Source organism: Pseudomonas sp. BW16M2 (genome assembly GCF_014268865.1).
In the GTDB taxonomy this organism is placed as follows: domain Bacteria; phylum Pseudomonadota; class Gammaproteobacteria; order Pseudomonadales; family Pseudomonadaceae; genus Aquipseudomonas; species Aquipseudomonas peradeniyensis.
The window spans coordinates 67,921-86,501 of sequence record NZ_JABWRI010000002.1 but is presented as its reverse complement, the minus strand read 5'-3'; the positions used below and the strand labels follow the sequence as shown (position 1 = coordinate 86,501).

The window sequence follows — 18,581 nt, the reverse complement described above, 5'->3', positions numbered from 1 at the left end:
GGAAATTTTTTCAGGATCTACTTCGGGAATCAGGGTGTTGGATCACAATGAATAAAGATTTCACGTTCGCCATTAAAAGCATTCGCTTCGACGAAGACTATTTGCCCGCGGACAACACGCGCATCACCACCAACTTTGCCAACCTGGCCAGGGGCGCGAGCCGTCAACAGAACCTGCGCAACACGCTGGCGATGATCGACAATCGCTTCAATGCCCTGGCGCATTGGGACAACCCCAAGGGTGACCGTTATTCGGTAGAGCTCGATATCGTTTCCGTCGAGATGAAGATTGCTGATGAACAGGCGGGCAATGCCTTGCCGCTGATTGAGATCCTGAAAACCCGCATTGTCGATCACCAGACCAACGAGCGTATCGAAGGCATTGTCGGGAACAATTTCTCCTCTTATGTGCGTGACTACGACTTCAGCGTGCTGTTGCTGGACCACAACAAGGGGCAATCCGGCTTCAGCACGCCGGAGGCGTTTGGCGAGCTGCACGGGAAACTGTTCAAGTGCTTCGTGAACTCGAGCGCTTTCAAGGAGCACTTCAACAAACTGCCGGTCATCTGCCTGAGCGTTTCGAGCAGCAAGACCTACCAGCGTACTGAAAACCAGCACCCGGTCCTGGGTTATGAATACCAGCAGGATGACTACTCGTTGACCGATGAGTACTTCGCCAAGATGGGCCTGAAGGTGCGCTATTTCATGCCGCCGAACAGTGTCGCGCCCCTGGCGTTTTACTTTGCCGGCGACCTGCTAGGCGATTACACCAATCTGGAACTCATCAGCACCATCAGTACGATGGACACCTTCCAGAAGATCTATCGCCCCGAGATCTACAACGCGAACTCGGCGGCAGGCAAATCCTATCAGCCAAGCCTGAAGCACCAGGATTACTCGTTGACTCGAATTGTCTACGACCGCGAAGAGCGCAGCCGTCTGGCCATTGAGCAAGGCAAGTACGCAGAAGAACAATTCATCAAGCCGTACCACGCTGTGCTGCAGCAGTGGTCCGCTCATTACGCTGTTTGATCGATCGAATACACAAGGCCTTGCGTCATGAAAAAACTACTCCCCACTTCGACTGCCGGCAGCCTGCCCAAACCGTCCTGGCTGGCGCAGCCGGAAACCCTTTGGTCGCCCTGGAAGCTGCAAGACGAGGCGCTGATCGAGGGCAAGCAGGATGCGTTGCGTCTGTCGTTGCACGAGCAACAAGTCGCCGGTATCGATATCGTCAGTGACGGTGAGCAAACCCGTCAGCATTTTGTGACGACCTTCATCGAACACCTGAGTGGCGTTGATTTTGAGAAGCGCGAAACCGTCCGCATTCGCGACCGTTACGATGCCAGCGTACCGACGGTGGTCGGTGCGGTTTCTCGTCAGAAGCCTGTGTTCGTCGAAGATGCCAAGTTCTTGCGTCAGCAGACCCAGCAGCCGATCAAATGGGCACTGCCAGGCCCCATGACCATGATCGACACCCTGTATGACAGCCACTACAAGAGCCGCGAAAAGCTGGCCTGGGAGTTCGCCAAGATTCTCAACGAGGAAGCTCGCGAGTTGGAGGCTGCCGGTGTCGACATCATCCAGTTCGATGAACCAGCCTTCAACGTGTTCTTCGACGAAGTGAACGACTGGGGCGTTGCCACCCTGGAGCGAGCAATCGAAGGCCTCAAGTGCGAAACGGCCGTGCACATCTGCTACGGCTATGGCATCAAGGCCAACACCGACTGGAAGAAGACCCTGGGCTCGGAGTGGCGGCAGTATGAGGAGGCGTTCCCCAAACTGCAGCAATCGAAGATCGATATCGTCTCGCTGGAGTGCCACAACTCCCACGTCCCGATGGAGCTTATCGAGCTGATCCGCGGCAAGAAGGTGATGGTCGGGGCCATCGACGTCGCCAACCACGCCATCGAAACCCCGGAGGAGGTGGCCAATACTCTGCGCAAGGCCCTTCAATTCGTGGATGCCGACAAGCTCTACCCATGCACCAACTGCGGCATGGCACCGTTGCCGCGCGCAGTGGCACGCGGCAAGCTCAATGCATTGAGCGCAGGTGCAGAGATCGTCCGCAGAGAGCTCGCGAAGTAAGACCGAGTGCAGTGTGGGAGGGCGTCCGAGGCAGGGGGCACGCTACTCGTGGTGCGGCTCACCCAGGAACGTCAGTGAACTGAACAGGCTCTGTTGCGCCACCGGTTCGCCTTCGGGCATTGGCAAGGTGGCCTGGGCGGCGATGATGTTCAGCCCCTCGTTGCGTACGGTGATCCGTGCCCGGCCTTGCTGGTCGGTGGTGGCACTGATCTGGTGGGGCGCGCCGCGGTAGTCGCCTCGCAGCGGGATATCCGCAGCCGGCTTGCCATCGAGCAGCACCTGCACTTCCAGGGGCTTGCCTGGACCTGCCTTCAGCGGGTCGCTCAGGGGGATGATCGCCAGGCGCAGCATGTCCAGTTTCGGCAGGCGGGCACCGCTCTGATATATGGCCAGGCTGTACTTCAGGCTGTGGGTGGAGGCGATCGCATCCTTGACCAGGGTGCGGTCCTGGTTGACCCACTGCTTGTCCGGGCGCTGCGACCAAGGCCCGTTGTCCAGCAGCACGGCAAGCGTCGCAGGCGCGGTGAGCGGCTGCAGGACGGCATGGTCCGCCAGCCGCTCGACCGTGACCGGGATCATCTTGCCGGCGGCGTCGAACGCCCAAGCACGCTTGATCTTTTCAGGCTTGTAGGCGCTATCCTCGGCGCCGTGGCCGTACACCGCCTCGATATTGCCACGTCGCTCCTCGGTCCACAGGCCGTGGGCATTGGCGTTGACGCTGATCATCATGGTGAGCAGGGTGGCGGCTTTCAACGATGGATGCATGATGTTTCCTTGGTTCAAAGATTCAGGGTCAGTCCCGGCGCTGGTTGGCTGCCTGCGGGAGTCTTCATTACGACAATATTTGATATGTTATAATGTAGCTTTTTGTGAAAGACCAGCGATATTGTCTGGGTCTTCGCTGGCCCGTTGGAGTTCGTATGGATCGACGCCGTGTCCTGAAATTGTTGCTGGCATGCCTGGCATTGCCGCTGCCCCTTGCGGCGCAGGCGGCCCAGGCCGTCAGAAACGTTCGCGTGAGTCGGGTGGGCAATGTCACCAAGGTGATGCTGGATCTGACCGGGCCAGTGGCGGCCAGGCATTTCAGCCTTGCCGCGCCACCGCGGCTGGTGCTCGATTTTCCCCAGACCACCCTTCGCGCGTCGCTGGCCGACCTCGCCCTGCAAGGCAGCGCGGTCACGGCGATTCGCAGCGGGATCACCGCGACCGGGGATCTGCGTATCGTCGTGGATCTGGCCGACGCGGCCTTGCGTAGTGAGGTTCGCACGGTCCAGGCCGGGGGACACGGGTTCGAGCTGTCGCTCACCGGGCCTGCGCTGGCTGCCGCCCCGGTGGCGGCGCAGCCACCATCGGCGCGCTTGCGTGACCTGCTGATCGTGGTGGATGCCGGGCATGGCGGCAAGGATCCTGGCGCGGTGGGGGCCAAGGGCGAGCAGGAAAAGCGCGTCGCCTTGCAGATTGCCAAGTTGCTGGCCAGGCGTATCGACGCGCAGAAGGGCTACAAGGCACGTTTGGTGCGCAGTGATGATGTGTTCATCCCGCTGCGCAAGCGCGCCGAACTCGCCCAGCGGCTGAATGCCGACCTGTTCGTCTCGGTGCATGCGGACGCAGCGCCCCGGCTTACTGCCTCGGGCGCCTCTGTCTTTGCCTTGTCCCAAGGCGGCGCGACATCATCGATGGCGCGCTGGATGGCGCAGCGGGAAAACGCGGCGGACAACGTCGGTGGCAGTCTGCCGGTGAAACTGCGCCAGCCCGACCCCATGGTGGCGGGCGTGCTGCTGGACATGTCCGTGAGCTCGACGATTGCCGCCAGCCTGGACCTGGGGCATCAGGTGCTTGGCCAGTTGGGCCAGGTGTCGGGCCTGCACCAGGCGCGGGTGGAGCAGGCCGGGTTCGCGGTGCTCAAGTCGGCGGCGGTGCCTTCGATCCTTGTCGAAACGGGGTTCATTTCCAATGCCGGCGATTGCAAGCGTCTGCATGATGTTCGGCATCAGCGCAAGGTGGCCGCAGCGATCTTTGCCGGGCTGGACGGTTATTTCCGCCAGCAGCCGCCTGCTGGCAGCCTGATTGCGGCTAAGGGGCTAGCCTAGGGAGGGATGGTGGTCTGCGTCGCAGAAGAGCATCGGCAGGTTGATTTGTTTTATATGCCATAAAGTAATTATTTAGGAATTTATTATTCCTTCCAAGCTTGAAACGCTGTCAGGCAAAGTCCGTTGCTCTCCTCCCAATGGATGGTTGCTGTTCAGCTTGGAGCTCGCCATGACGTCCTCTTCCGCTTCTTCGCTCACCCTGGTCGGGCAAATGTTCCAACGTGAATACGGGTGGCTGTGCGGCCGTATCGGTCGCGCACTGGGCTGCCCGCATGGTGCCCAGGACATCGCCTCGGAGACTTTCCTGCGGGTGCTGGCCATGCCCGACCCCGCAGCGATTCGCGAACCCCGCGCGTTGCTGACCACCATTGCCCGGCGCCTGGTGTACGAGGGCTGGCGCCGTCAGGACCTGGAACGCGCCTACTTCGACAGCCTGGCCCTGGCGCCAGCGGCGGTGCACCCGTCGCCAGAGGAGCGCCTGCTGGTGATCGAAACCCTGCTTACCCTCGACCGGCTGCTCGACGGCCTGTCGCCGCGGGCCAAGGCCGCGTTCCTGTATCACCAGCTCGATGCCCTGACCTATGCGCAGATCGCCGAGCGCCTGGAGGTGTCGGTCAGCCGCGTGCAGCAGTACATGGCCGAGGCCTTCAAGCGATGCTACCTGGCGCTGGAGGCGGCATGAGCCCTGAGTTTCCGGACGAGGCCATGATCGGCGAGGCTGCGCAGTGGCTGGCTTTGCTGCAGTCGGGCCAGGCCAGCGCCGAGGAGTTGCGGGCGTTCGAGCAATGGCAGGCGGGTGATCCGCATCGGGCGCAGGTGGTGCGGCAGATGAGCCTGGGCCTGGGCGGGTTGCAGGGCGGGCGTGTGCAGGGCCTGTCCAGCGAGCGCCTGCTGCAGGCGCTGAACACGCCGCGCAGCAGCCGTCGCCAGTTCGTCCACGGCAGCCTGGCGGTGGCGGGCGTGGCGTTGGCCGGGTTGTCGGCCAGTCGCTGGCAGGGGGAGGGGGGCGATATCCTGCAGACCGGCACGGGCGAGCGGCGTGACCTGGATTTGCCCGATGGCAGCCGCCTGGTGCTGGATGCCCGCAGCCAGGTCGCGGTGCGTTTCGATGCCGAGCAACGCCTTGTGCAACTGACCCGCGGCCAGTTGCTGGTGGATGTCCGGCACGACCCGACGCGGCCTTTGCTGGTGGCCACGGCCGAGGGGCGGATCCGCGCGCTGGGCACGCGCTTTCAGGTCGAGCAGCAGGCCACAGGTACACAGTTGACGATGCTGCATTCCCGGGTCGAGGTCACCACCCTGGGCGGGCAGCGCGCCGAGGTCGGCGAAGGCCAGCAGATACGTTTCGAGGCGCAGCGGCTGTTCGCCCTGGAGTCGGTGCGGGGCGATGCGACGGCCTGGATCGAGGGGCGCCTGGAGGTCCGTGACCGTTCGCTGGGCGAGGTGATCGAGCAGTTGCGCCGTTACCGGCCGGGGATCATCCGGGTCAGCTCCGCGGCGGCGCGCCTGCGCCTGAGCGGCATCTACCCGCTGGATGACAGCGAGCGCAGCCTGCAACTGCTGGCCAAGTCGCTGCCCATTCGCATCAGCCGGCACAGCGACTACTGGGTCAGCATCGACGTGCCTTGAGCCGGTTATATCCTCAGTACCAGATAGCCTAAGCCCGCCCTATAAATCCGCCGCGCCTGTTGCTCACCCCTGAAAAGCCAATCGATGGGGGAGCACTGCAATGCAATCAAGGAACCACCGACGCCGTCCGGCGACACTGGCGCTGGCCACCGGCCTGGCCACGCTGCTTGGTAATGGGCCAGCGCAGGCTACTGGCGACACGGCACTGGAACGGGTCACGGTAACTGGCTCGCGCATCGCTCGCGCGCAGCAGGAGGGACCGTCGCCGGTGACGGTGATCAGTGCCGAGGAGATCCAGGCGCGCGGCTATCGTAATGTCTACGACGCCATCGCCAGCCAGACGCAGAACACCGGCATGACCCAGGGCGAAGACTACGGCAACACCTTCCAGCCCGCCGCCAGCGCCCTCAACCTGCGTGGCCTGGGGCCCAATCACACGTTGGTGCTGATCAATGGCCGCCGCGTGGCCGACTACCCCACCGCCTATGGCGGCAATGTCAACTTCACCAACCTGGCGAACATCCCGTCGGTGATGATCGACCGCATCGAGCTGCTGAGCAGCGGCGCGTCGGCGGTGTACGGTTCGGACGCGATCGCCGGGGTGGTGAACATCATCCTCAAGGACAAGGCCAGCGGTGTCGATGTCAATGTGCGCGGCGGCTATGCCGAGCGCGGCGGTGGCGACAACCAGCGCCTGCAGATCAGCGGCGGCGACAGCTGGGGCGACTTCGACGGCGTGTTCGGCCTCGAGCTGACCAATCGCGAGCCGATCTGGGCCGACCAGCGTGGCTTCATGGACAGCGGCCCGGCCCTGGACGTGGGCTACCGGCGCAACCTGCAGAGCGGCCAGTACCTGGGACCCGGTTGCGGCGCCTACGCGGGGATCTTCAAGGGTTCGCTGAGCGGCAATGGCCGACGCTGCACCACCGACCAGGTCTATAACGACTACTGGACCCTGCAGACGGCCAAGGAGAACTACGATGGCTACACCCGCGGCACCTGGCACTTCAGCGACAGCGGCCAGGTGTTCGCCGACCTGATGTTCGGCTTCGACCATATCCAGAACAACACCCGTGGCCCGAGCTTCACCTCGCCGGATTTCATCAACCAGGGCACTGGCCAGTTGGAGCGCTGGTACCGGCGTTTTTCCAGCGAGGAGATCGGTGGCAAGACCAGCAACAACAGCAAATGGCGCGAAGTGTCGTGGACCGGCACCCTGGGCCTGGAGGATCGTATCGGCGACACCAGCTGGCACTACCAGGTCGCCGCCAACCGCTCCGAATACCGCAGCACGCGCAGTACCCGCTACACCCCGCTGGCCGGGATCCGCGACTTCTACCTGGGCCCGCAACTGGGCACCCGGGATGGCTATCCGGTGTTCGACCCGGACCCGTCGCGCCTCGACCGGCCGCTCACCGAGGATGAATGGCGGCAGTTTCGCGGCAGCCTGGTGCAGGAGAGCAAGTCCACCTCGCAGACCCTGAGCCTGAGCGGCAACGGCGACCTGTTCGAGCTGCCGGCCGGTCCCGTGGCCTTTGCCGGCGTGCTGGAAGCCGGGCGTCAGGAGTATCACATCGACACCGACGACGCGCTCGCTGACGGCAGTTTCTACAACACCAGCCCGGCCGCAGACGCCGGCGGCGGGCGCGACCGCTATGCCGCCGGGGGCGAGTTCAGCATTCCCCTGGCCGACAGCCTGCTGGCGTCGGTGGCCGGGCGCTGGGACCAGTACAAGTTCAGCGGCCGCAGCGAGCAGCAGAAGACCTACAACCTGGGCCTGGAGTGGCGCCCGCTGAACAGCCTGTTGCTGCGTGGCAGCTACGGCACGAGCTTCCGCGCGCCCGACCTCAACTACCTGTTCCAGGCCGACAGCAATGGCTACACCCCCGACCAGATCGACTACTACGGTTGCAGCCAGGGCGTGGCGGGGGCCTGTGATCGGGGAAGGGTCGACTATGTGCAGAGCGGTACCGCGGACCTGGCCTCCGAGCGCGGCAAGTCCTGGACCTATGGTTTCGTCTGGTCACCGACGCCGAACTTCGATTTCTCCACCGACTTCTGGCGCGTGCAGATCGACGACCTGCTGACCAGCCTGGACATCAACCGCCTGCTGCAGCAGGAGAACGATTGCCGCGCCAGTGGCAGCGACTCGGCCAGTTGCCAGGCGGTGCTGGCGCGCATCGACCGCAATGCCGGCAATGCGGCGGTCGACCCCAACCAGTTGCAGCGCGTGCGCATCAACGCGATCAACGCCGCCAGCGAACGGGTCAGCGGCCTGGACCTGAAGACCAACCTGCGCTGGGGGGCGGGGGAGTATGGCGCGTTCAGTTCGACCCTGGGCTACAGCGTGGTGCTGTCGCACAACTACAAGGAGGCCGATGACGCGCCCAGCGAAGACCTGCGCACCAGCAGCAGCAACACCGACTGGCGCAGCAAGGTCAACGCCAGCCTGACCTGGAACTACGGGGCGTTCACCACCACCGTGCTGGCGATCCGCTACGGCAGCGTCACCAATGCGGCGGCCGATGGGCGCCTGTCGCCCTGGACCAACGTCAACGCCAGCGCCCGTTACCGGCTGAACGAGCGGGCCAGCGTGGGGCTGACGGTCAACAACGTGCTGAACAAGATCAAGCGTGACGATTCGGCAGGGTGGCCCTATTACCCGACTGGCAACTACGACCCCTACGGTCGCCAGGTGTGGTTGGACCTGAGTTATCACTTCGGTAGTTAGAGTCGGCCTTTTCGGAGTGTTCGCCGTTACCGTTGCAGCGCCTATCAGACCGAGCGCCGCCCGCGCGGCGCTCGGTCTCACAAGCGCTGCAACGGTAACGGCGAACGCTTGGTGTCCCTCACTCGGTCAATAACCTCGCGCTCAAAGACCTTGAAAAGGCTGGTATCCCACGGCTCCTGAACGCGCATAAGCTCATCACGCAACGATCTAACCCCGCCCTATAAAAATCCGGGCGCCATTGCACAACCGATCATGTTCCCCACAACCTGATGCGGAGTGTTGCCTTGACGCCCTTTTCCCTCGCGCCGCTGTCGCGCACGCTGCTGGCCCTGAGCCTGGCTCCCGGGCTGGCCTGCGCCGTCCAGTTCGACATCCCCGCCGGTCCCCTGGACCAGACCTTGCTGAGCATCTCGCGGCAAGGGGCGCTGCCCATCTCGTTCGAGCAGTCGCTGGTCGAATCGCGCCAGGCGCCCGCCATTCGCGGCGACCTGGCGCCGATCGATGCCCTGCAACGCGCCCTGCAAGGCAGTGGCCTGCAACAGCACAAGGATGCCGACGGCATCGTCGTCACCGCCGTCGTGCCGGACCAGGTCCGGGCTGACCAACAGGCGGTACCGGTGAGCCCGCCCCAGCTGCAGCGCATCGAAGTCACCGGCAGCGCGATCCGCCGGGTCGACGCCGAAACCGCGGTGCCGGTGACCATCCTGCGCACCGAGGAACTCAAGCGCCAGGGCGTCACCAGCACCGAAGAGCTGGTCAAGCGCATCGCCGCCAACCAGTCGTCGGTCAGCGCCGGGCGCTCGGTCGGCTCCAACAGCGGTGGCGCCTCCTACGCTGATCTGCGCGGCATCGGCCCGAACAAGACTCTGGTGCTGCTCAACGGCCGTCGCCTGAGCAACAACGCCACCAACGCCATCAACGGGTCCGGCGTCGACCTCAACACCATCCCGTTCGCCGCCATCGACCGGGTCGAGGTGCTGCGCGACGGCGCCTCGGCGCTGTACGGCACCGACGCCATCGGCGGGGTGATCAACTTCATCACCCGCAAGAGCGTGACCGAGGGCGAGCTGAGCGCCGGCTACAGCAGCCCGACCCGTGGCGGTGGCGGGGACGGCAACAACTTCAGCGGCAGCTGGGGCTTCGGCGACCTGGAGCAGGACCGCTTCAACGTGTTCGGCGTGGTCAGCCACGAGGAGCAGAAGCGATTGAAGGCCAAGGACCGCGACTTCACCTACAACTATCAGCCGGGCCGGGGCCTGGACTACACCTCCGGCACCGCCTCGCCGGCCAACTGGAGCCAGGGCGCCAACGCCACCAACCCGCTGGCCGCATCGGGTTGCAACGGCCCGGGGCTGATCCCGCGCAGCGGCATCTGCCGCGAGTCGCTGTGGCGCTACCTGGACCTGGCCCCGGAAACCGACAAGACCTCGTTCTTCGGCAAGGCCACCGGGCAGCTGGCCGACGATCACCGGGTCAGCCTCGAGTACTTCTGGGCGCAGAACAAGAACCGCACCGAGGTCGGCCCGGGCACCCTCACCGGGGCGCAGATCGACCCGGGCACGACGTTCTATCCTGGCAACGGCATCACCCCCGGACCCAACGACTTCACCCTCGACCCGACGCGGCCGGTCAACGTCAACTGGCGCGAAAGCGCGGTGGGGCCGCGCCGCCAGGAAGACGACAACATCAGCCAGCGCGCCCTGCTCACGTTCGAAGGCTTCGCGGCGGGCTGGGACTATAACGTCGGCGCCGCCTACAACCAGAACAAGGTCAGCAACAGCATCCGCTCTGGCTACGTCGACGACCAGACGATCAAGGCCGGTATCGCCAATGGCACGATCAACCCGTTCGGCCCGCAGGGCGAAGCGGGGCGGGCGTTGCTGGAACAGGCCGCGCTCAGTGGCGAGTACGGCAGCGCCGTTGGGCGGGTGAAAAGCCTGGATGGGCGTCTGAGCCGCGAGATCGGCGACTGGTTCGGTGCGGGCAGCTCCGCCCTGGCGTTGGGTGGTGAATATCGCAAGGAGGACTTCCACCAGACGTTCGACGCATTCGCCGGCAACATCCAGAGCCTGGGCGTCGATCCTGATGGGGGCGTGGCTGGCGAGCGCTCGGTACGCGCCGAGTACGCCGAGCTGAACGTGCCCGTGCTGGAAAGCCTGGAGCTGTCGGCAGCGCTGCGCCACGACAAGTACAGCGACTTCGGCAGCACCACCAACCCCAAGTACTCGTTCCGTTTCCAGCCCCTGCGCGAGCTGGTGGTGCGCGGCGCCTACAGCGAAGGCTTCCGCGCCCCGTCGCTGTACGAGCTGTACAACCCGACCTTCACCAGCTTTACCAATGCCAACTACAACGACCCGCGCCTGTGCCCGGGCGGCACCCCGGGCAATGGCGGCATTGCCAACCGCGACTGCGCCCAGCAGTTCCTCAGCCGCAATGGCGGCAACCCCGACCTCAAGCCCGAGACCGCGCGCAACGTCACCCTCGGCTTCGTCTACCAACCGATCAGCGCGCTGTCCGCCGGGCTGGATTTCTGGTGGATCAAGATCACCAACCAGATCGCCGATTTCCCCGAGTCGGCCGTGTTCGAGAACCCTGACCTGTACCCCGAGCGCGTGGTGCGCAAGGCCGATGGTTCGATCGACCACATCGTCACGGGCCTGGCCAACCTGGGCAAGGTCAAGACCAGTGGCGTCGACGTCAGCCTCGACTACCGTTTCCCCGAATCGTCCCTGGGCAACTTCGGCCTGACGCTGCAAGGCACCTACGTCACCCGCTATGACTACCAGCAGCAACGCGATGGCGAGTACATCGACAAGGTCGGTGATTTCCGCGGTGGCGACTTCGCCTCGGCCGGCGCCGTGGCGCGCTGGCGCCACAGCCTGACCGGCAGCTGGAGCCGGGGGCCGCTCAGCGCCAGCCTGACCAACCGCTTCACCAGCGGCTACAACGACGACAAGCGCGACAGCCATGGCCAGGTGGGCTCGTGGAACGTCTGGGACCTGGCCGCCACCTACGACTGGCGCGGCACCCTGACTCTCACCGGCGGCGTGCAGAACCTGTTCGATCGCGAGCCGCCGTTCAGCAACCAGACCTACACCTTCCAGAGCGGCTACGACCCGCGCTACTCCGACCCGTTCGGACGCGTGCTGTTCACCCGCGTGGCCTATCACTTCTGAGGGCCGGGCGATGAACTCGCAAGCAGCGCGCCTGGCGCGCGTGGTGTGCCTGGGCCTGTGCCTGGGCGGCGCGGGCCTGGCCCAGGCGGCGCCCAGCCATGCCCTGACGGTGTATGGCGAGGCGCCAAGGTATGGCGCCGACTTCAGGCATTTCGACTACGTCGAGCCGAACGCGCCCAAGGGCGGGCGCTTCAGCCGCGCGTCCATGGAGAATGGCCAGTTCGACCATCTGATCCCCTATATCGACAAGGGTATCGGCGTGAGCCAGATCCAGGGCTGGTTGTACAGCCCGCTGGCCTACCGCTCCCTGGACGAGCCCTACACGGTCTACGGGCTGGTGGCGCGGCGTATGGAGCTAGCCCCCGACCGGCGCTGGCTGCGCTTCTACCTCGACCCCAGGGCACGCTTCGCCGATGGCCGGCCGATCAGCGCCGAGGACGTGCGCTTCACCTTCGAGCTGCTGATGCGCGAGGGCAGCCTCGGCTACCGGCTGCAGTTCGCCGATGTCGAGCAGGTGATCGTCGAGTCGCCGCGCCAGGTGCGCTTCACCTTCAAGAACGTCGACAACCGCAGCCTGCCGCTGGACATCGCCAGCTTGCCGGTGCTGCCCGAGCACTGGTGGCGCGGCCGCGACTTCGCCAACGGTGGTGGCTTCGAGGCGCCGCTGGGCAGCGGCCCTTACCGCATCAGCGCGGTGGACCCCGGGCGCAGCGTGACCTTCAGCCGCCAGGCCGACTGGTGGGCCAAGGACCTGCCGGTGACCCGCGGGCAGTTCAATTTCGACACCCTCAAGCTCGAGTTCTTCGCCGACACCGACGTGGCCCGGCAGATCCTGCGTGCCGGCGGCTTCGACTTCAACCGCGAGTTCTCGGCCACCCAGTACAACGTCGGCTACCAGGGGCCGGCGCTGCAGGACGGCCGCCTGCAGCGTGAACAGCTGGCGCCGCAGGCGGTGCAGTCCAGCCAGGGTTTCGTGTTCAACCTGCAGCGACCGTTGTTCGCCGACCGCCGGGTGCGCCAGGCGATCAGCCTGCTGTGGGACTTCGAGTGGAGCAACCGGCAGATGATGCACGGCATGTACCTGCGTCAGCGCAGCTTCTTCTCGCGCAGCGAACTGGCCGCCACCGGCCTGCCGGACGCCCGCCAGCGGGCCTTGCTCGAACCGTTCCGCCAGCAATTGCCCGAGGAGGTCTTTACCCAGGCCTTCGAGGCGCCGACAACCGACGGCAGCGGCAATGTCCGCCCACAGCAGTTGCAGGCCCTGGCGCTGCTGGAGGCGGCCGGCTGGAAGCCACGGGGCGACCGGCTGGTGAATGCCGCCGGCGAGCCGCTGAGCTTCACCTTCCTCAACGGCCAGAAGGGCTTCGAGCGCCTGCTGCTGCCGTTCAAGCGCAATCTGGCGCAGATCGGCATCGGCTTCGAGATCCGCCAGGTCGACACCGCCCAGTATGCCAACCGCGTGCGCGAGCGCGACTACGACATGATCGTCACCGGCTTCGCTGTCTCGCCCGCGCCGGGCGCCGAACTCTACAACCAGTACGGCTCGGCCAGCGCCAGCGACCCGGGCTCGAACAACTTCATGGCCTTGCGCAACCCGGTGGTCGACGCGCTGATCGACGGCCTGGTGCGCGCCGACAACCGTACCGACATGCTCAGCCATGCCCGCGCCCTGGACCGGGTGCTGCAGTGGGGCTACTACTGGATCCCCAACTACTACCCGCCAGGTTCCTCGAGCGTGTGGTGGAACCGCTTTGGCCGCCCGGCGATCGCCCCGCGCAACGATCCCGGCATCGACACCTGGTGGGAAACCAGCCCCACCGCCCAGGCTCGCCCCGTTACGCAACCCATCGCCGAGGTGCATTGATATGCTTGCCTACACCCTGCGGCGCCTGCTGCTGATCGTGCCGACCCTGTTGTGCATCCTGCTGGTCAACTTCGCCATCGTCCAGGCCGCGCCCGGTGGCCCGGTGGAGCAGGCCGTGGCCCGCCTGCAGGGCATCGGCGCCCCGGCCGGCGCCGGTGCCGCGCGGGTCGAACATGTGGGCGGCGAGTCCCGCACCAGCCGTGGCCTGGACCCCAAGCTGCTGGCCGACATCGAGCGCCAGTACGGTTTCGACAAGCCGCCGCTGGAGCGTCTGGGGCTGATGCTTGCCAGCTACGCCCGGCTGGATTTCGGCAGCAGCTTCTTCCGCGGCGCCAAGGTCACCGAACTGATCCTCGACAAGCTGCCGGTAACCCTGTCGCTGGGCCTGTGGGCGATGCTCGTCACCTACCTGGTGTCGATCCCGCTGGGCATCCGCAAGGCGGTGGCCCACGGCAGCCGTTTCGATGTCTGGAGCAGCACGGCGATCATCCTCGGCCATGCCATGCCGGCCTTCCTGTTCGCCCTGCTGCTGATCGTGGTGTTCGGCGGCGGCAGCCTGCTGGCCTGGTTCCCGGTGCGCGGGCTGGTGTCGGACGACTTCGCCGAGCTGTCCGTGCCCGGCAAGCTGCTGGACTACCTCTGGCACCTGGTGATGCCGGTCAGCGCCCTGGTGGTCGGCGGTTTCGCCACCCTGACGCTGCTGACCAAGAACAGCGTGCTCAACGAGATCAGCCGCCAGTACGTGGTCACCGCCCGGGCCAAGGGTTTGAGCGAAGGCCAGGTGCTCTACGGCCATGTGCTGCGCAACGCTTTGCTGGTGATCGTCGCCGGCCTGCCTCAGGCGCTGGTCGGGGTGCTGTTCGGCGGCTCGTTGCTGATCGAGGTGATCTTCTCCCTCGACGGCCTGGGACGGCTCAGCTACGAGGCAGCGGTATCGCGGGACTACCCGGTGGTGTTCGGCACGCTATTCATCTTCACCCTGGGCGGGTTGCTGATAAAGCTGCTGGGCGACCTGTGCTACCAGTGGCTCGACCCGCGTATCGACTTTGCCGCGAGGAGCGTGTGATGCAGGTGTTCACCCCGATTGCCCAGCGTCGCTGGCAACGCTTCAAGGGCCACCGGCGCGGCTGGTGGTCGCTGTGGGTGTTCGTGCTGCTGTTCGGCCTGAGCCTGGGCGGCGAACTGATCGCAAACGACAAGCCGCTGCTGGTCTCGCACCAGGGCCACTGGTACTTCCCGGCGTTCGAGCGTTACACCGAGCAGGACTTCGGCGGCCCGCTGCCGTTCCAGCCGGACTACCGCAGCGCCTTCGTGCGCACCCTGATCGAGGGGCAGGGCGGCTGGATGCTGTTCGCGCCGATCCCGTTTGGCTTCGACACGCTCAACTACGACCTCACGGTGCCAGCGCCCAGTCCGCCCTCGGCGCAGAACTGGCTGGGCACCGACGACCAGGCGCGCGACGTGCTGGCGCGGGTGATCTACGGCACCCGGGTGTCGCTGCTGTTCGCCCTGGCCCTGACGGCGGCAAGCGCGCTGCTCGGCATCGCCGCCGGCGCCCTGCAGGGCTACCACGGCGGCTGGGTCGACCTGCTCGGCCAGCGTCTGCAGGAGGTCTGGTCGGGCCTGCCGGTGCTGTACCTGCTGATCATCCTGTCCGGCTTCGTCGAGCCGGGCTTCTGGTGGTTGCTGGGGATCATGGCGCTGTTCTCCTGGCTGACCCTGGTCGATGTGGTGCGCGCCGAGTTTCTCCGGGGGCGCAGCCTGGAGTACGTAAAGGCGGCGCGGGCACTGGGGGTGGGCGATCGCCAGGTGATGCTGCGGCATATCCTGCCCAATGCCCTCAACGCCACCCTGAGCTACCTGCCGTTCATGCTCACCGGCGCCATCTCGACCCTGACCGCCCTGGATTTCCTCGGCTTCGGCATGCCCGCCGGCAGCGCGTCGCTGGGCGAGCTGATCGGCCAGGGCAAGAACAATCTGCAGGCGCCGTGGCTGGGGCTGACCGCCTTCTACGTGCTGGCGCTGATCCTTTCCCTGCTGGTGTTCGTCGGCGAAGCCTGCCGCGACGCCTTCGACCCGAGGGCCTGACATGGGCGACAACCTTATCGAGATCCGTGATCTGCGCGTGGCCTTCGCCGGGCAACCGGTGGTGCGCGGCATCGACCTGGACATCCGCGCCGGCGAGTGCCTGGCGCTGGTCGGCGAATCAGGCTCGGGCAAGTCGGTGACGGCACACTCGATCCTGCAGCTGCTGCCCAAGGGCGCCGCCAGCACCGAGGGCAGTATTCGCTATCAGGGCGAGGAATTGCTCGAGGCCGCGCCCGCGCGCCTGCGTCAGTTGCGTGGCGAGCGCATCGCGATGATCTTCCAGGAGCCGATGACCTCGCTCAACCCACTGCACAGCGTCGAGCGCCAGCTGGGCGAGACGTTGTTGCTGCACAAGGGGCTCAAGGGCCGCGCCGCGCGTGCGCGGATCGTCGAGCTGCTCGAACTCGTGGGGATCAGTCGCCCCGCGGAGCGCTTGCGCGCCTATCCCCATGAGCTGTCCGGCGGCCAGCGCCAGCGGGTGATGATCGCCATGGCCCTGGCCTGCGAGCCGCAACTGCTGATCGCCGACGAGCCGACCACGGCGCTCGACGTCACCGTGCAGCGGCGCATCCTGCAACTGTTGTGGCGCCTGCAGCGGCAGCTGGGCATGGCCCTGCTGCTGATCAGTCATGACCTCAACGTGGTGCGCAGCACCGCCCAGCGGGTGGCCGTGATGCGGGCGGGGGAGATCGTCGAGCAGGCCGATTGCGCGAGCCTGTTCAGCGCCCCGCGCCATCCCTACAGCCGCCAACTGCTCGATGCCGAACCCGAAGGGCAGGCGCCGGTGGTAGCGGCGGGGGAGCCGCTGTTGGAGGTTGACGACCTGCGCGTGCACTTCACGCGTGGCGGCTGGCTGCGCGGACCGCGCCAGGTGACCAGGGCGGTGGATGGCATCGACCTAAGGGTGCGGCGTGGGCAGACCCTGGGCATCGTCGGAGAGTCCGGTTCGGGCAAGTCGACCCTTGGCCAGGCGATCCTGCGCCTGATCGACTCAGAAGGTGGCATCCGTTTCCAGGGCGCGTCCCTGGACAGCCTGAACGGCCATCAGTTGCGGCCCTGGCGCAAGGCGATGCAGGTGGTGTTCCAGGACCCGTTCGGCAGCCTGAGCCCGCGGATGAGCGTGGCGCAGATCATCGCCGAGGGGCTGCAGGTGCACACGGCGCTGAACGCGGCGCAGCGTGAGGCGCGGGTGATCCGGGCGCTGGAGCAAGTGGGGTTGGACCCGGCCACGCGCCACCGCTACCCGCACGAATTCTCCGGTGGACAGCGCCAGCGCATCGCCATCGCCCGGGCACTGGTGCTCGAGCCCGAGTTGATCCTGTTCGACGAGCCGACTTCGGCACTGGACCGCACCGTGCAGAAGCAGGTGGTGGCGTTGCTGCGGCGGCTGCAGGTCGAGCAGGGCTATACATACCTGTTCATCAGCCATGACCTGGCGGTGGTGCGGGCGCTGGCCCACGAGCTGATCGTGGTCAAGGAGGGCGTGGTGGTCGAGCGCGGGGAGAGCGCACAGTTGTTTGCCAGTGCGCAGCATGCCTATACCCGGGAGTTGCTGGCGGCCTCGTTTGGCAGAGGTGATTCGGCAGGCAGTAGCCTGGCTGCCAATTACCCAAGCTTGCCTTGTCCAGAGGTCGACGAGATCACTTGACGACGCAGAAGCCGGTCTGCCTGAGTGCGTGTGGGCAGGGTGATCAGCACAGTGGTTGATTCGTGCAAAAGCCTTCATCATTGCCCGGAGCATGACGGCAGTGCTGATGGAGAAACGCATGACCCGCCTCGAGCCCTCCCGCGACCCCGTCGAGTCAGGCCTGCCAGGCCTGAGCGCCTTGATTGCCCGGCACGTCCCCAGCGCAGGGGACCTGATCACCCGGCTGCCTGCCCTGAGCCTGCACCGCCGCGCCTTGCCCACCGAGCCGATGCCCTGCATCTACGGCCTGGGGCTGGGCGTGGTGGCGCAGGGCTGCAAGCAGGTCATGCAACAGGACGCCGTGCTGTATTACCAGGCGGGGCAGGGCATGTTGACCAGCATCGACCAGCCCGTGGTCTCCCATGTCGCCCTGGCATCACCCGCCAAGCCGTTTCTGGGGCTGATGCTGACCCTCGACCCCAGCCAGGTCATGCGCACGGTCGAAGACCTGCAGCTACCGCCACCACCGAAAGCCAGCACTCACCAGGCCATCGTTATCGCCGAACTGGACAGCGGCGTGGTGCGTGCGCTGGAGCGCCTGCTCGGGCTGCTGGAGGAGCCTGCGTTGTTCGATCATCTCGCCCCGCTGGTACAACAGGAGATCATCGTCAGGCTGCTGGTCGGCCAGCACGGTGTCGCCCTGCGTCACCTGGTTGCCGCCGGCTCGCCGATGCAGCAGATCGCCAAGGTGGTTGCCTGGCTGAAACAGCACCTGGCCGAGCCGATGCGCATCGACGACCTGGCCGAGCGGGTGCACATGAGCCCATCGACCTTCCGCCAGCATTTTCGCGAGCTGACCGGCGTCAGCCCGTTGCAGTTCCACAAGCAACTGCGCTTGCAGGAGGCCCGGCAATTGATGCTCAACCAGCACATGGACGCGGGCCAGGCCGCCGGACGGGTGGGCTACGAAAGCGCCTCGCAGTTCAGCCGCGAGTACAGCCGGGCCTTTGGCGCACCGCCGCAGCGGGATGTGCGGCGCATGCGCCAGCAAGGCTGAGCGCTGTGTAATAGGCAAATCGGCCATGGTGCATCGTGGGGCTCCATGGTGGCCTTCCTGCGCTTGAGCGCTAGATATTGCCGAGGTCCGGTCTGGCTCTGGCAATGCTCGATGCCTGCGCACTTTCCTTGAAACGTGCAAGCAAGGCGTCGAATCAGGCAAAAACGCAGTACCCCTGCTTCCTATACTTGTCTCCAACGAAGGGTGGTTGCATCAGCCACCCCGCGCAAGC

The 18,581-nt window shown here is 65.6% G+C and carries 13 protein-coding genes; 12 read left to right on the top strand and 1 reads right to left on the bottom strand.

Annotation, left to right across the window (positions count from 1 at the left end):
* Positions 1-47 precede the first annotated feature (47 nt).
* Together HU735_RS03325 and HU735_RS03320 are read left to right on the top strand one after the other, a co-directional pair.
* Complete coding sequence (locus HU735_RS03325; protein WP_186712391.1) at positions 48-1,031, top strand: DUF1852 domain-containing protein; 984 nt, start codon at positions 48-50, stop codon at positions 1,029-1,031.
* 27 nt (positions 1,032-1,058) lie between these two features.
* Positions 1,059-2,087 carry a methionine synthase gene (locus tag HU735_RS03320; protein ID WP_186712390.1) on the top strand — a complete coding sequence of 343 codons (1,029 nt, stop codon included), beginning with the start codon at positions 1,059-1,061 and terminating at the stop codon, positions 2,085-2,087.
* A 42-nt stretch (positions 2,088-2,129) separates the two neighbouring features.
* Here the strand turns inward: HU735_RS03320 and HU735_RS03315 are convergent, their stop codons facing one another.
* Entirely contained in the window at positions 2,130-2,852 is a 723-nt protein-coding gene (locus tag HU735_RS03315) for a DUF4198 domain-containing protein (RefSeq protein WP_186712389.1), read from the bottom strand.
* A gap of 155 nt (positions 2,853-3,007) precedes the next feature.
* On the opposite strand from HU735_RS03315, the gene HU735_RS03310 reads away from it, so the two are divergent.
* The 10 genes from HU735_RS03310 (at position 3,008) to HU735_RS03265 (ending at position 18,349) form a co-directional block, all read left to right on the top strand.
* The gene (locus HU735_RS03310; protein WP_186712388.1) at positions 3,008-4,177 is read left to right on the top strand and encodes an N-acetylmuramoyl-L-alanine amidase; all 1,170 of its coding nucleotides are present in this window, start codon (positions 3,008-3,010) and stop codon (positions 4,175-4,177) included.
* A gap of 169 nt (positions 4,178-4,346) precedes the next feature.
* A complete protein-coding gene (locus HU735_RS03305; protein ID WP_186712387.1) occupies positions 4,347-4,859 on the top strand; it encodes a sigma-70 family RNA polymerase sigma factor in 513 nt (170 codons plus the stop codon).
* Positions 4,856-5,806 (top strand): FecR family protein, encoded by a 951-nt coding sequence (locus HU735_RS03300; RefSeq protein ID WP_186712386.1) that lies wholly within the window; start codon positions 4,856-4,858, stop codon positions 5,804-5,806. Before HU735_RS03305 ends, HU735_RS03300 begins: the two co-directional genes overlap by 4 nt.
* A gap of 100 nt (positions 5,807-5,906) precedes the next feature.
* Positions 5,907-8,537 carry a TonB-dependent receptor gene (locus tag HU735_RS03295; protein ID WP_186712385.1) on the top strand — a complete coding sequence of 877 codons (2,631 nt, stop codon included), beginning with the start codon at positions 5,907-5,909 and terminating at the stop codon, positions 8,535-8,537.
* Between the two features lie 578 nt (positions 8,538-9,115).
* On the top strand, positions 9,116-11,713 hold the full coding sequence (locus HU735_RS03290; RefSeq protein WP_346655349.1) for a TonB-dependent receptor: 2,598 nt from the start codon (positions 9,116-9,118) through the stop codon (positions 11,711-11,713).
* A gap of 10 nt (positions 11,714-11,723) precedes the next feature.
* Positions 11,724-13,577, top strand: a complete 1,854-nt coding sequence (locus HU735_RS03285; protein WP_186712383.1) for an extracellular solute-binding protein — start codon at positions 11,724-11,726, stop codon at positions 13,575-13,577.
* 1 nt (position 13,578) lies between these two features.
* Positions 13,579-14,643, top strand: coding sequence for a microcin C ABC transporter permease YejB (gene yejB / locus HU735_RS03280; RefSeq protein ID WP_186712382.1), 1,065 nt, complete (start codon positions 13,579-13,581; stop codon positions 14,641-14,643).
* Positions 14,643-15,665 carry an ABC transporter permease gene (locus HU735_RS03275; protein WP_186712381.1) on the top strand — a complete coding sequence of 341 codons (1,023 nt, stop codon included), beginning with the start codon at positions 14,643-14,645 and terminating at the stop codon, positions 15,663-15,665. Before yejB ends, HU735_RS03275 begins: the two co-directional genes overlap by 1 nt.
* Before the next feature lies 1 nt (position 15,666).
* Complete coding sequence (locus HU735_RS03270) at positions 15,667-17,313, top strand: ABC transporter ATP-binding protein (RefSeq protein WP_186712380.1); 1,647 nt, start codon at positions 15,667-15,669, stop codon at positions 17,311-17,313.
* 118 nt (positions 17,314-17,431) lie between these two features.
* Positions 17,432-18,349 (top strand): AraC family transcriptional regulator, encoded by a 918-nt coding sequence (locus HU735_RS03265; RefSeq protein ID WP_186712379.1) that lies wholly within the window; start codon positions 17,432-17,434, stop codon positions 18,347-18,349.
* Positions 18,350-18,581 lie beyond the last annotated feature (232 nt).

Coding starts and splice junctions, on each gene's coding strand:
- HU735_RS03325 (WP_186712391.1), top strand. CDS start 48: ATGAATAAAGATTTCACGTTCGCCATTAAAAGCATTCGCTTCGACGAA.
- HU735_RS03320 (WP_186712390.1), top strand. CDS start 1,059: ATGAAAAAACTACTCCCCACTTCGACTGCCGGCAGCCTGCCCAAACCG.
- HU735_RS03315 (WP_186712389.1), bottom strand. CDS start 2,852: ATGCATCCATCGTTGAAAGCCGCCACCCTGCTCACCATGATGATCAGC.
- HU735_RS03310 (WP_186712388.1), top strand. CDS start 3,008: ATGGATCGACGCCGTGTCCTGAAATTGTTGCTGGCATGCCTGGCATTG.
- HU735_RS03305 (WP_186712387.1), top strand. CDS start 4,347: ATGACGTCCTCTTCCGCTTCTTCGCTCACCCTGGTCGGGCAAATGTTC.
- HU735_RS03300 (WP_186712386.1), top strand. CDS start 4,856: ATGAGCCCTGAGTTTCCGGACGAGGCCATGATCGGCGAGGCTGCGCAG.
- HU735_RS03295 (WP_186712385.1), top strand. CDS start 5,907: ATGCAATCAAGGAACCACCGACGCCGTCCGGCGACACTGGCGCTGGCC.
- HU735_RS03285 (WP_186712383.1), top strand. CDS start 11,724: ATGAACTCGCAAGCAGCGCGCCTGGCGCGCGTGGTGTGCCTGGGCCTG.
- yejB (WP_186712382.1), top strand. CDS start 13,579: ATGCTTGCCTACACCCTGCGGCGCCTGCTGCTGATCGTGCCGACCCTG.
- HU735_RS03275 (WP_186712381.1), top strand. CDS start 14,643: ATGCAGGTGTTCACCCCGATTGCCCAGCGTCGCTGGCAACGCTTCAAG.
- HU735_RS03270 (WP_186712380.1), top strand. CDS start 15,667: ATGGGCGACAACCTTATCGAGATCCGTGATCTGCGCGTGGCCTTCGCC.
- HU735_RS03265 (WP_186712379.1), top strand. CDS start 17,432: ATGACCCGCCTCGAGCCCTCCCGCGACCCCGTCGAGTCAGGCCTGCCA.